Raw genomic sequence first — 13,720 nt, forward strand, 5'->3', positions numbered from 1 at the left:
TTTTAACCAGCCATCATGGTTGCTAAATGCTCAATGGATATTGGATTGGCGTCATAGTCATCCAGTGTCTTTCGAAGAGCGCGGATCGCAGTGTCTAACTGATCTTTACTATGCTCGCTTGTAATGAAAAAGCGAAGGCGCGACGCCTTTTCAGGAACCGCCGGATAAATGATTGGAAGCACATTGACGCCTTCTTCCAAAAGCTTGGCAGCAATGACCGTGGCTTTGAGTGAGTCACCTATCATGATTGGCACAACTGCACAGCCTTGGCTGACACCTGTATCCAGTCCTGCTGCTTTTGCCTCGGCGAGAAAGTATGCGCCGTTGGCTTGTGCCATGACAACGCGTTCTGGTTCACGCTCCATAACATCGATGGCCTTTGAGACACCGGCAGCAAGAACAGGTGACAAACCAACGCTGAAAACAAAGCCTGATGCGGTAAACTTGAGGTATTCAACCATGTCCTTGGAGCCCGCAATGTACCCACCGCAGCTGGCCAGGGTTTTGGAGAAGGTTCCCATCCAAATATCGACCTTTTTAGGGTCTTCGCGGAAGTGCTCCGCTAGCCCCCGTCCCTTTTCTCCAAGAATACCTATGGAGTGGGCTTCATCTACCATGAGCCACGCGCCGTATCGCTCCTTAATGTCGATAAGGCGCTTCAGGTTCGGGTAGTCTCCATCCATGGAGTAAACGCCCTCAACGACGATAAGAACGCGTTCATGGTTATGGGCTCGAGATGCAAGCAGATTTTCCAGCGCTTCAAGATCATTGTGAGGAAATGCTTGGCGAACAGCGCCTGCAAGCTTTGCACCCGTTACAATACTGTTGTGAATGTAGGCGTCGTGAAGGATCAGGTCATTGGGCTGCATCAGCTGACCGATTGCCGAAACGTTTGTCGCGTGGCCGCTGACAAATGCAACGGCATCCTCAACGCCATGAAGCCGAGCGAGCTTTGCCTCAAGTTCTGAATGGATTGGTCTTTCCCCGGCTACAACTCGGCTCGCGCTTGCAGATAGGCCGTAGTGGTCTGCTGCTTGCTTTGCCGCTGCAACCACTTCCGGATGCCCGTTAAGGCCAACATAGTCATAGCTTGCAAAATTCAAGTACTCTTGCCCATCTATGAGCGTTGTCGCTGCAGCCCGGGCATCGTGCGCACGGAAAAACGGGTTATCTACGCCCAAAAGATCTGCAGCTGCCCTCTGAATACGCATTTCCTGAAAACCAGGTAAAGAGGAGAAGGAAGGCGCTTTGCGTTTCCGTGGCTCTGCTGCCTTGAAGCTTGCAGAGTCATTGGATGACGTTGCTTTCTTTCGCCGCACAGCTGCTAAAGCGGCTGCGCGTTCGCTCGTGCTCAGCAATTTTGGTGCTTTATGTGTGCTCATTGCAGAATGCTCGCCACCTTGTTTTCCTGGTCTTCCAGTGCTTTACGTAGTGCCGTCTTCTGTTCTTCACTCAAAGACGCATCCACATGCTGACCGGCAAGGTTCTCATGGGTTGAATCGAATGCCGATTGCGTTTCGCTCTCGCCTCCAACGCGCTTCAGAATTTGCGCTGCAAAGTCCTCAATGTTCGTGCCGCCAGTGATCGATACCAGTGGGATCTCGACACCAAACTTTTGTTGAATTCCCATTCGCAACTCGAGGCCCATGAGTGAGTCCATGCCAAACTCAGCAAGCGGTTTCGTCGAACTGATTTCGTCTGTGGGTAGCCGCAGGATGCGCCCAATTTCTCCAGCGAGCAGAGCTGAAATGATCTCAATCGCTTCCTTCTCAGTTTTGCCAGAAATCATCTGGTGGATATCCACCTGATCGTGACTGTCGCCTGCAGTACTGAATTGTTCCGACAGCTTGGTGAATGTCGGTGTTTTCAGGAGCGGCAGCGAAGAAAAAGCAGAGGGCCAATCGAAACGTCCAACATGGACAACTGCGCCATCCGGCGCGCCGTCGTCCTGTGAAAGCGCGGACAGAAGAATATCAAGACCTTCTCGCGCACGGATTGTTGCAGATCCCAAATGACGGGAGAGCTTGTCGGAGACATCTGCATTTCGTGCAAGAAAGCCGACATCGCCGATTGCTCCCCACCCAACGGCTATTCCTGGGAAACCTGCCTGCCGACGTTTCCGAGCGATGCCCTCCAAAAAGCCATTTGCTGCCACATAGTGGGATTGGCCGGGGTTCCCGATCATTGTTGTTGCTGAAGAAAACAGAATGAACTGTTCCAAGGGATCGTTGCGGGTCAGCTCGTCCAGCAGTTGGGCTCCCTCCACTTTTGGAGAAAGAACTTTCTTGAAACGCTCTTCATCAAGTTGTGTAAGAATACCATCGTCAAGCACCATCGCCGAATGAATGATACTCTTGATAGGGCCCTGCTTTCGAAGGGACTCAAGCAGATTTGCCAGGGCCGAACGATCAGTTACGTCGCACGATTTGACTTTGACAGAGACACCGCGCGAACCAAGGTTGGCAATTACGCGTTCATGCTCGTCGCTTACAACACCACTGCGGCTTGTTAGAACGATTTCCCGTGCGCCGTTATCTGCCAGCCAGGTAGCGATTTCTCCGCCGAACCCGCCGAGCCCGCCAATTACCAAGTGAGACCCAGCCGAAGAAAACTGGATGGGCTTTCTTTGCGGTGGTACCAGGATCTCGTTGCTCTGAGGTGGAACAACCAGAACCTTGCCAATGTGGCCTGAGCGCTGCATGAGACGGAAGGCATCTTGCACACTTCTTGCCTCAAACCGACGGTGCGGTAGTGGAGTGAATGTGCCGTCCGCCAATAACTCGAAAACTTCCTTGATCAGCCTGCCGGTTAAGTCTTGATCAAACAAAAGGATTTGATCGAGATCGATGCCGAAGTAGGAGAGGTTTCTACGGAAAGGGCGCAGCCCTATCTTGGTATTGGCATAGTAATCTCGTTTGCCCAGTTCAAGGAAACATCCAAAGGGGCGAACCGTTTGAAGGCTGCGCTCCATGGCCTCCCCTGCAAGAGAGTTAAGTACCGCGTGCACACCTTCGCCACTGGTAATTTCCATAACTTCCCGTGAGAACTGAAGCGATCTGGAGTCAAGAACATGATCCGCGCCGAGAACCTTCAAAAGATCCCGCTTTTCGTTTGAACCGGCGGTCGCAATTACTTGAGCTCCTGCCCATTTTGCAATCTGGAGCGCTGCTAGTCCTACACCACCGGCACCACCATGAATCAATACCCATTGATCTTCACGAAGGTGACCCAAGTGGATCAACGAATAGTAGGCAGTCAAAAAGGCTACGGGTACACTGGCTGCTGCAACAAGGTCCTGGCCTTCAGGTATCGGGGCAACAGAAAATTCTGGTACGGAAATGTGAGTTGCAAACCCTCCAGATGAGAATGCAATAACCTGATCTCCTGGCTTCACACTGGTTACAGCGCTGCCCACCCGCGTCACGTGACCGGAGACTTCAAGGCCGAGAGACGGGCCGCCGTAGCCGTCTTCCAATGCCTCTTCCGGCAACATGCCGAGGGTCCACATTACATCTCTGAAGTTCAGCCCCGTAGCTGCCACTTCAATCTCCACCTCGTTCGCTTCAGGTTCTCTTCGCTCAAAAGAGTGCCATTGCAAATTGTCCAGAGATCCTGGCCGATCAAAAGACAAAGCCATGGTTTTTGCTGGCTGCCACGACTTCTTGGAAAAGCCCCTGACCGCTCTTGGTACAACCAAACTGTTGTTGTTTAGCGATGCTTCGCGCTCATCGCCGAGCTCGCCAATCGCTGTCAGAATTTGTGCCGCAATCGTCTTTGCCTCTTTCCTGAAATCAACATCAATCAGCGTAGGTTTCAGTTCGGGGGCCTCATTTGCAAGCGTTCTACCAAATGCCCATATGGCGCTTTGCACTGGTGAGATGTGCGCCGGTGATGGAACAGTAGGCCCGCCACTTGCGACCAAAACGCATTGAACCTGCCGTCCTTTACTTGCTTTGGCCAGCGCCATGTAAACCAGAGCACGTTCAGCGATTTGATCTTTAGCTGTATGGTCAATTGCCATCGAACCAAACAGATCAATGATGCGTGTATGGCCTGTGGTGCCCATCTCAGAAAGCAGTGCATCCCAATGCTCTTCGGCCTTGGCATCAAAAGCGTTGCCATCACTTACCAAGTGCTTAGCTGAGATGCCCTTGGCCAGAGCCCCATTTAAAAGAGCGCATGCAGTTTCGAGTTCACCGTGCGTGCCTCCTGACAGAATTAGCCAGGTTTCCGGTTCATGTTCCGTATTTGTAGTGTCAGATGAGGAAGATAGCTCAACCTTTGTTGCGGTTACAAATGACAGATTGGCTCCGCTGATGACTTTTTGAGAAGCTTCGATCTCAGCAAAGCCATTGGTGCGTAGGTGCATTGCCCAGCCCTGAGCACTCATCATTGGCCCCACCGGAAAGTCGGGCGAAACGCTGTTTTCGAACCAATGCGGTTTTTTCCCGAAAACAACATCTTGAAGGGTGTCTGATGCACCTTCCACTGCAACAAAACGGCCATTTTCCGCCAATGCTTCTGCAAGCCTGTTGAGCGGGTTTTTGGCCGCGCTGAAATGATGAAGCCTACCGGTGGAGATGATCAGATCAAATTTGCGACCATCAAGCACTTCTCCCCATCCTTCGGATACATCGCAAACTTCAATGTCTGAACCGGCTTCTACCGTCGCTTGTAGACGGGCTGCGCTTTTGTGATCTGGCTCGGCGATAACTATCGATAGGAGACTTGAATCTACCCGGTTCGATATGAAGCGAGCCAAACTCAATCCGGAGCCTGCCAGGTCAAGTATGCGAAGCGGATCCCCATCTTGCCAAGCATTCAGGAAGGGTACGATCCAAGCTTCAGCTGTGGCCGTACGAGCCAGCGCTCCCGGTGATGAGAACCAAAAGTGGTCCAAGAGGGCTGCAGATGGCTCTTCCTCCGGTGATTGCGGCGGCACTCCCAGATTGGACAACCCCCGGCGGGCGTACGTCAACAAAGAAGCACTGGCCACTTCGTCAGGATTGTCGTGCATGACGCTCCGGATAAGCACATCGTATTCAGGCAGATCGAAATCATCCTGAAGTTCAAAACAATCATTGTCGGTCTGTGAAACAGCTTCACTCTCGATTAGGATCTGAATGAGCTGACGAGCGAATGTCTTGTTTTCAATTGGAATGCGAGCGAGATCAACAGTGCCGTTGTTATCGGCTAGTTGACGAATTGCATCATACGCACTGCGTTGCGCAGCTGCTTCAAGAAGCAACTGACTTTCACGCTCTCGATCTTCCTGAGAAAGGGTAGAATTTTCCCGCGAGAGAACGGTTTCGAGAGCACCAATGGTCAGATGCTTGGCTTGTTCTGCTGGTACGGCATAGGTACGCAACGGGAGGTGCTTGGGCTCAAACCGATAAACAAGATCCGCAGGATTGTCACGTCGACCGAGCTCAGTCGCTCTGAAACGCCCCCCCACGATACTGCAGAGAAGATCGCCGTCTCCATCATAAATCAGGAAATCTGCATGTATAGATCGTGGTGATACGCGTTTGACGCGAATATCTACCAGTTCTGGCGATCCACCTGACTTCACCTGTCGAATGGAAGCAAAGTGGATGGGAATGTAGGTTTTGCCAGCGCTGTCGTGATCGCTGAGCGCTTCAAATAGCGCCAGAAGGCCGTGGAAGCAGCCATCCAGCTCAGCCGGGTGAATGTTGTAATTGCCGCGATCAAATCCGCTTTCTTCTAGTGTACTGAGTTGTACGCGATAACGTCCTTGTGCAAGCTTTGAAATAATCTGCGCGCGCTGGAAGTGAGGGCCAAATTCCAGGCCGTGTCTACGGGCGCGTGCGTAAATCTCCTCTCCAGAAGCAATTAACTCTGCAGGACGTTGGTGATCCTGTGGTCTTTTTGGTTCAGCTGGCACTGCACGATAAACGCGGCCAGTTGCGTTCAGCATCCAAGCATCATCGCTCAAACGACGTCTGCTGTAGATCTCCACAGTCCCGGTTTCTGGGAAGACGCGTGTCTGAACTTCTGTGAGGTACTCCTCGCTAAAATGCATGGCCTGGAGCAAGTCGACTGTTTGAACTTCAATCTCATCTTGCCCGTAGACATGTCGTCCAGCTGCGAGCATCATCTCGACATAACCGGCACCCGGGAAAATATCCTGCCCGTTGACCACATGGTCCGCCAGAAACGGGACGACCTTGGTATCCAAGTGCGTCGTCCAGACGGTACTTTCTCCATCGGTTCTCCAACCAAGGAGATCGTGATCGCCTCCACGGAAGAGTTCGATATTGCTCTCGCCGGTGCTCTGAAACCGAAAACGTTTGTGCTGGAAGGTGTAAGTTGGGAGCTCTACAGGCGAGGATGGATTCGCGCCGAACAGAGATTGCTCATCGACAACAGCGCCGTTTGCCATCGCGTTGGCAACGATTTCCAGTATTGGGTCTGCCGCTTCTGAGTCGGTTGTCTGGAGTGTGTCGATAATCTTAGCAGATACCGCGGCCTCACTTGAGACCTGACGCAGGTATCCCTGCAAAATTGGTTTTGGGCCAATTTCGATAAACAGTGTGGCTCCATCGCGCAGGATGCTGTCAGCTGCCTCTGAAAAGCGTACGGTGTTGCGAAGGTTCTGCCACCAATAGTCAACGGTAAGATCAGTGCCAGTAATTGCGTCGCCGGTGACCGTTGAGTAGAATGTGACCGACGCCGTAGCAGGGTTGAGCGCCTGCATTGAAGCTCTAAATGGCGCCTCTACAGGTTCAATCAACGAGCTGTGAAATGGATAGTCGAGAGCGACTTTACGAAGTACGTAGCGTTTTGACTTAGCAAACTTTGCAAAAGCGTCCACATCTTCGTAAGAGCCAGAAATAGTTACTGATTTCGGGCTGTTAATGGCCGCGACTTCCAGACTTTTCAAGCCGCTTTCGCGGATTGCGGCCTCGGCTTTGTCCGCTGGTAGTACCAGAGCAGCCATTGTGCCGCTACCGGCTACTTTCTCCTGATGAATAGAACGATTGTAGACCAGGCACACCGCTTCTTCCAAAGGCAGACACTGAGCTACTGCAGCCGCAGCGACTTCACCAATACTGTGCCCGAACACCATGTCTGGTTTCAAACCGTATGCCGCCAGGGCATCGCAAAGGGCTACCTGAACGGCGAACAGGAGAGGTTGTGCGACACTTGTTTGCTTAAGCCGTGCCTCCAACTGTGGGGCTGTAAGTGCTTCGCGGAGAGACCAGCCTGCTAGGGGTCGAAAATACGCATCAACCCTGTCGAAAGTGCTAGCGAAAGCAGAATTGCGTTCATAGGCATCAACACCCATGCCTGCCCACTGCGCGCCATTTCCTGCAAAGGCGAATGCACACTTTCCTGTGGCGCTTTCGCTAGTTGCATGGATTACGTTGTCTGCCGTCTCATCCTCAGCAAAAGTCTTCAGTGAGGAAATGATGCTCTTCGTATCATTCCCAAGAACCATCAGCTTTTCTGAAAGTGACTGCCGGCGATGGTAGGCAGCGGCTTTGAATACGTTGAGGTCTGTTGTGTTTGTCGACTGCAGCCGCTCCGCATAGGATGAGGCAAGGTCGCGAAGCGCGTCTTTTGTTTGCGCTGACAACATCAAGATGCTGGCCTGACAAGGACCTTCACTCTCCAAAGGGGGGGCAGAGGGGTCGCTTAGAATGACATGGGCATTGGTACCACCAAAACCGAAGGAGTTTACGCCTGCATACCGTCGCTTTTTGCCCGCTGTCAGGGCGAGGCCTTCTGAGGCAACGGATAGATTGAGACCGGCAAAATCAATATCTGGATTCGGTGTATCAAAGTGCAGGCTAGCTGGAAGATAGTTGTTTTGCAGCGCGAGTATCGACTTGGCGACACCAGCCAAGCCCGATGCGGGTTCCAAGTGACCAATGTTTGTTTTTATGGAGCCAATGGGCAAAGGAGTAGTGCGCGCTTGCCCCAAAACGCGGCCGATCGAGCCTGCTTCTGCTGGGTCCCCTACCCGTGTGCCGGTTCCATGTGCCTCGATAAAAGCAAGGTCTGTGGGCTTGATGCCATTCTCTTCGTAAATTCTTGTAAGGAGCTCGGCCTGGTAATCCTCGGATGGTAACGACATGCCAACAGTGCGGCCATCTGAGTTCACATCCACGCCGACAATATCAGCATGCGATTTTTGGCCTTTCCAGCGAGCGGCGTCGCTTCGACGCAGAACAAAAACTAACCCGCCTTCGGCCCGCACATATCCTTTTCCATCGGCATCAAAAGCCTTACACAGACCATCTGGTGACAGCATTGTTGCTTGCGCGAAGCCAACGAATGGGAAGGGGCTTGCGAGGACGTTTACGCCTGCGACCACAGCCGTGTCGATGCGCCCGGAGTTCAGAGCGTTGACGGCTTCATTCATAGCCACCAGTGAAGAGGAGCACGCAGTATCGACCGCGAAGCTGGGGCCTTTGAAATCGAAAATGTAAGAGAGGCGGTTCGCGATAATGGACAGGGTATTGCCTGTCATGAAATGGCCGGTAGCGACGCTAGGATCAAACAGGCTCTCCGCACCATAATCCAGAGCGGATGTGCCGACAAACACACCAACATTTTCACCCGCTAGGGAAGATGGCGCGACGCCAGCATCTTCGATGGCTTCCCACGTAAGTTCCAATAACAGGCGCTGTTGGGGATCCATTTGCTCTGCTTCACGAGGCGAAATACCGAACAGAGTTGGGTCGAAACCCCAAAGATCATCCAGAACCCCGGCCGCAAATGTGTAGGTCTTGCCAGCTTCAGAGTACCTTGGATGGTAATAGCGAAAAGAATTCCAGCGGTCCTGCGGTATTTGGGTAACCGAACACGCACCGTTTTTTAAGAGTGACCAGAGTTCAGACTTGTTTGAACCACCGGGTACTCGCAGGGACCAACCAACAATTTCAATCACTTTTTAACCCGCTTTAATTCACAGCAATGTCAGACCGCGCCACCGGTCGGAGGTTTGTCGGCATAATCCCACTAGGTTGTGCCAATCTAAACTCTTTAAATACCAGCTTTGATTTTCCGCTAAGCGCATCCGCTAATAGCTTTTGCAAAAAAGACGTGGGGCTTCATCCACTAGCGTCAGCAAGCTGGTTTGATGGCTCAATTCACCACGATAAACAACAGGAATGCTATGAAAAATTAATAACCATTAAGAAAGCATCTGTGCTTTGCTGGGGAAATGATGCAGTGCTCCACAGGTCGTTCAATGTAGCTATGCGCTTGCCTGCTGTAGTCCGATCGCATTGAAGATTATTGGTTATCGATTTTTTGCGAGCGAATCGATAGCTGACTATAAACAGGAAACAGCTGATCTGGATCATTTGCCACTTAACATGTGATGTAACAGCATTGACGATCACGTTGTTGCCAAGCACTTGCGCTCATGGTAGTGCCTGCGAAATATCGAGAAATTTAAATATTTTGCCAAAACCAATGGCACGGAAAACCAGAGATGAAGAAGGTTCTCATTCTATACGGGCATCCGCGCAATGACCGCTCTGAGATGAATCTCCCGATGTCAGCCATCGCCCGTTCCCTTGATGATGTCACGCTCGTCGACCTTTACGCCGAATACCCAACCTTTGATATTAGTGTAGAAAAAGAGCAGCAGAGATTGCTCGACCACGACATTGTGGCATTCCAACATCCACTCTATTGGTATTCCGTACCTGCACTTCTAAAGGAGTGGCAAGATCTCGTGCTGGAACACGGTTTCGCTTATGGCTCTCACGGTACAGCTCTCGCCGGGAAACTCTTTTTCAATGCAGTGACTTGCGGAGCCAGCCGTTCGGCCTATCGTCCCGACGGGGCTTATCGGCGTGAACTGCGAGACCTGCTGGCACCCTTCGAAGAAACTGCCCGCTTGTGCAAAATGCGGTTTCTTCCTCCATTTGAAATCTATGCGTCCGGACATGCGCGTGAGGATGGACGGCTGGAAAAACATCTGGCTGACTACCACCGGCTCTTGGTTGCGCTCGTTAATGACCGTGTGGATCTCGAGCGGGCGGAACGGGGCAACAGTCTAGCCCAAGACCTGGATAACATACTACTTCCAGATGATTCGGAGACAGCATCATGAGCCTGCTGCAAGATGCCTTTGTTTATTTGGTCGCTGCAGTCATCGCGGTTCCGATTGCAAAGCGTTTGGGTCTTGGTTCCGTTCTAGGGTATCTGATCGCAGGCATTGTTATTGGCCCGTTGTTGGGGGTCGTGGGCTCTGAAACCGAAAAAGTAAAACACTTCGCCGAGTTCGGTGTTGTAATGATGCTGTTTCTCGTTGGACTTGAGCTTCAGCCTGCCATGCTTTGGAAGATGCGTGCCAAGCTCTTGGGGCTCGGCGGGCTTCAAGTGCTCCTGAGTACAGCGCTGATCGGGGGGCTCGGCGTTGCCTTTTCGCTTCCATGGCAAACTGCGCTTGCCATTGGTATGACGCTCGCACTTTCGTCAACTGCGATTGTCCTGCAAACGCTCAATGAAAAGGGGCAGATGAAGACAGTTGGGGGGCAGTCGTCTTTCTCCGTGCTGCTTTTTCAGGATATTGCGGTCATTCCGATGCTAGCAATATTGCCATTGCTGGCCGTCTCTCACGCTCTGGGTGGAGATGGCAGCCACACAGCGCAGACGGGGCACAATGTGCTTTCAGCTTTGCCCGGATGGCTCCAAGCACTCGTTATTCTTGTTGTAATTGCCGCGATTATCGGCACTGGGCGCTACTTGATACGGCCAGTTTTCCGCTTCATAGCAGAGGCAAAGTTGCGGGAGATCTTTACGGCAGCCGCTCTGTTGTTGGTGATAGGAATTGCTTTGCTCATGGAGGCCGTAGGCCTTTCGCCGGCACTGGGGACATTCCTCGCCGGGGTCGTATTGTCGGATAGTGAATACAGACATGAGCTCGAAAGTGATATTGATCCGTTCAAGGGGTTGCTACTTGGCCTCTTCTTCATTTCTGTGGGGGCGGGCGTAGACTTCGAGCTGCTTTTTGGCGCGCCTGGAACAATCTTCGGGCTCGCGTTTGGCATTCTATCACTTAAATTTATTGTGCTTTACATACTCGCTGTGGGCTTCAGGTTGCCAACAGCTGATAGATGGCTTTTTTCGCTGGGGCTGGCTCAGGCTGGTGAGTTTGCGTTTGTTTTATTTGGCTTTGCATTAAGCGCAGGCGCAATCCCTCCAGACCTTGCCAAGATGCTGACGCTCGTTGTGGCCATTACAATGCTCATCACACCCGCGCTGTTCATAGTGCATGACAGGGTTATCGCACCGCGTTTGGTCGAGAAAAATGAGCGAAAAGCCGACATCATTGACGAAACGGGTCCCGTGGTTGTGGCCGGTGTTGGGCGATATGGCCAGGTCGTGGCCCGGCTTCTCATGAGCTCAGGCTACAAGGTCATCGTTCTTGACCATGATCCTCAAGAGATCGAAGCCCTTGGCCGCGTAGGCATCAAGACCTTTTACGGAGACGCGTCCCGCCCTGACCTTCTCCACGCCGCAGGCCTGGAAGAAGCAAAGCTGTTTGTCGCTGCAATTGATAACCGCGACCAACAAACCCTGATGGTGGAGCATGTTGCCAAGACTTATCCGCATTTGAAAATCGTTGCACGAGCTTTCGATCGGCATCATGTTTACGAGCTTGAGATCGCAGGGGCTCATGTTGCCGAACGGGAGCTGTTTGAAAGCTCCATAACCATGGGGCGAAAGGCACTTGTGCTATTGGGTCTGCATCCTTTTCTTGCAGAGCGGAAGTCACGGGCGTTTCGTTCGCATGATTTGGAAACCTTGGACCAGCTTCGTGATCGATGGATCACTGAGGGCGTGGATCAACACTACCTTGACACAATCAAATCACGCGGAGAGCAGCTCTTGGATGTCATGAAGCTGGATAACAACGATGTCGCGAGACAGGCTGATGATGGTTGGCTACCACCGCCCAAGGGAGATGCAAACAGCTGATCTTTGTGAACTTGCGGGCCTGTCTTCGGGACGCACTTGGTTATAACGGGTGGACTTGGTCACGATCGGGAAGCCTGAGAGGCTTGAGGAAATCTATGAAGGACCGCAGTGGTGTGATGCTGCGGTATTCCTTTGGAAAGTACAGGTGCAGTGCCGCGAGATCTATGCTGAATTCCTTGAGGAGTTCAACAAGGGTGCCATTCTTTTGGTCCGCGCTCGTCAAGGCGCGTGGCATGTAGGCAAGACCGACACCTGATCGCGCTTGCTCAAGCAGCACAGGCAAACTGTTTGTCACCATATTGCCGCTCACATTTGCGGTAATGCGGCCTCCGTCCGTTTTAAAGTCCCAATCGGCGAACTTTCGCGATGTCTGGTAGCGATAACGCAAGCAGTTGTGCCCAAGAAGCTCGCGAGGATGGTCGGGTACGAAAGTGGTCTTCAAATATGAAGGGGCGGCAACCACACTGGTCTTCAGGGGACCGGTAAGCGGAATGGCAACCATATCCTGCTGGATTAGATCGCCAAACCTGATGCCAGCGTGAAATCCTTCGCCGATAACATCTGCAAGACCATCAGAAAAATTAAATTCCAACTCAATTTCCGGGAAGGCCTGCATGAACTGGGGGAGGATGGGCTTTAGGATCAGCTGATAGGCCAGCTCCGGCAGGCTGATGCGCAGTGCGCCTCGCGCACCTTTCCCCGTCCTCAGGGCCTCCTGGAGGGCCGCAGAGAGTTGCTCAAAGGCGGGCTGCGTGCCTTCGTGTAAAGCCCGTCCAGCCTCTGTTAACTGGATGGAACGGGTTGTTCTCACAAACAAAGCAACGCCCATATCCTCTTCCAGTTTCTTCAGTTGATGGCTGACGGTGGAAGCTTTCAATCCAAGATGCTCCGCGGCCGCTCGCAAAGAACCCAGCTTGGCAATGGCGGAGAAGATCTCCAAATGGGTCAGGGGAAGTCTCATTGGTGTATATTATACACTAATGAAGTCAAAATACAGGGCTTTATCGAATAAAGAGGCGGCGTTACCTCTTGTGTTGAACGTTGGTTCGATCACTTGTGAGGTAGAAAAGTCAAATGAAAACGCTCGTGTTAAATGCACACCCAGATATTGAGAATTCAAAAATCAACAGTCTTTGGTACAAAGCTTTTGCAAAAGAAAAAGGTGTAACACAGCGCCTTCTTTCCGAAGTCGTAGTAGGGCCGAATTATCAATTCGATATTGATAGGGAGCAGAGCTTTTTATTAGGCCACGATAGAATTATACTTCAATTTCCGTGGTATTGGTATTCTGCGCCAGCCATCATGAAGGCATATATCGACCAAGTGCTTTCATACGGCTTTGCCTACGGCCCCGATGGCGACAAGCTGGCTGGCAAGGAGGCCTTGATTTTAACCTCAACAGGTGGACCAGAGGTCAGCTATCATGCGGGAGGCTACAACAACTTCTCGATGGACGAGTTTTTGAAGCCATTCCAGCAGACTTTCTTGTTGGCTAAGGCAGTCTACCTCAGTCCCTATGTGTTTCATGGCGGGGTTACTGCAACAGAAAGTGAACTTGAAGCCTCCGTCGAGGCCATGCTGGCCCATGTTCTGGACCGCGAACTCAACCCTCAGGTCAAACTCGACAGGTTGTTGAAAGAGCTTCAAGTTTATAACGAAGGCCCCAGTGAGGTAGCTTAGGTCTAGCGTACCCCCCTAATTAACGGAAAAGGGCGCCAATGGCGCCCTCGAAACCCTGAATTATTTGCCCCGAAAG

At 52.0% G+C, this 13,720-nt stretch carries 6 protein-coding genes; 3 read left to right on the forward strand and 3 right to left on the reverse strand.

What is annotated here, in order from left to right:
• Positions 1-2: 2 nt before the first annotated feature.
• Both Q3Y58_RS12355 and Q3Y58_RS12360 read right to left on the reverse strand, forming a co-directional pair.
• Positions 3-1,382 carry an aminotransferase class I/II-fold pyridoxal phosphate-dependent enzyme gene (locus Q3Y58_RS12355; RefSeq protein WP_319622454.1) on the reverse strand — a complete coding sequence of 460 codons (1,380 nt, stop codon included), beginning with the start codon at positions 1,380-1,382 and terminating at the stop codon, positions 3-5.
• A complete protein-coding gene (locus Q3Y58_RS12360; protein WP_319622455.1) occupies positions 1,379-8,917 on the reverse strand; it encodes an SDR family NAD(P)-dependent oxidoreductase in 7,539 nt (2,512 codons plus the stop codon). Before Q3Y58_RS12360 ends, Q3Y58_RS12355 begins: the two co-directional genes overlap by 4 nt.
• Positions 8,918-9,466: 549 nt before the next feature.
• Between Q3Y58_RS12360 and Q3Y58_RS12365 the strand changes: the two genes are divergently transcribed.
• Both Q3Y58_RS12365 and Q3Y58_RS12370 read left to right on the forward strand, forming a co-directional pair.
• A complete protein-coding gene (locus tag Q3Y58_RS12365) occupies positions 9,467-10,093 on the forward strand; it encodes an NAD(P)H-dependent oxidoreductase (protein ID WP_319622456.1) in 627 nt (208 codons plus the stop codon).
• Entirely contained in the window at positions 10,090-11,964 is a 1,875-nt protein-coding gene (locus Q3Y58_RS12370; RefSeq protein WP_319622457.1) for a monovalent cation:proton antiporter-2 (CPA2) family protein, read from the forward strand. The genes Q3Y58_RS12365 and Q3Y58_RS12370 overlap by 4 nt, the downstream gene beginning before the upstream one ends.
• Before the next feature lie 40 nt (positions 11,965-12,004).
• Here the strand turns inward: Q3Y58_RS12370 and Q3Y58_RS12375 are convergent, their stop codons facing one another.
• Positions 12,005-12,925 (reverse strand): LysR family transcriptional regulator, encoded by a 921-nt coding sequence (locus tag Q3Y58_RS12375; RefSeq protein ID WP_319622458.1) that lies wholly within the window; start codon positions 12,923-12,925, stop codon positions 12,005-12,007.
• A gap of 113 nt (positions 12,926-13,038) precedes the next feature.
• Here Q3Y58_RS12375 and Q3Y58_RS12380 point away from each other — a divergent pair, with 113 nt between their 5' ends.
• A complete protein-coding gene (locus Q3Y58_RS12380) occupies positions 13,039-13,644 on the forward strand; it encodes an NAD(P)H-dependent oxidoreductase (protein WP_319622459.1) in 606 nt (201 codons plus the stop codon).
• Positions 13,645-13,720: the final 76 nt, after the last annotated feature.

The sequence above is a fragment of the Nesiotobacter zosterae genome (genome assembly GCF_033843645.1).
In the GTDB taxonomy this organism is placed as follows: domain Bacteria; phylum Pseudomonadota; class Alphaproteobacteria; order Rhizobiales; family Stappiaceae; genus Pseudovibrio; species Pseudovibrio zosterae.

Excerpts from the sequence above, each read along its gene's own strand:
- Q3Y58_RS12375 (WP_319622458.1), bottom strand. The coding sequence starts at position 12,925 with ATGAGACTTCCCCTGACCCATTTGGAGATCTTCTCCGCCATTGCCAAG.
- Q3Y58_RS12365 (WP_319622456.1), top strand. The coding sequence starts at position 9,467 with ATGAAGAAGGTTCTCATTCTATACGGGCATCCGCGCAATGACCGCTCT.
- Q3Y58_RS12370 (WP_319622457.1), top strand. The coding sequence starts at position 10,090 with ATGAGCCTGCTGCAAGATGCCTTTGTTTATTTGGTCGCTGCAGTCATC.
- Q3Y58_RS12355 (WP_319622454.1), bottom strand. The coding sequence starts at position 1,382 with ATGAGCACACATAAAGCACCAAAATTGCTGAGCACGAGCGAACGCGCA.
- Q3Y58_RS12380 (WP_319622459.1), top strand. The coding sequence starts at position 13,039 with ATGAAAACGCTCGTGTTAAATGCACACCCAGATATTGAGAATTCAAAA.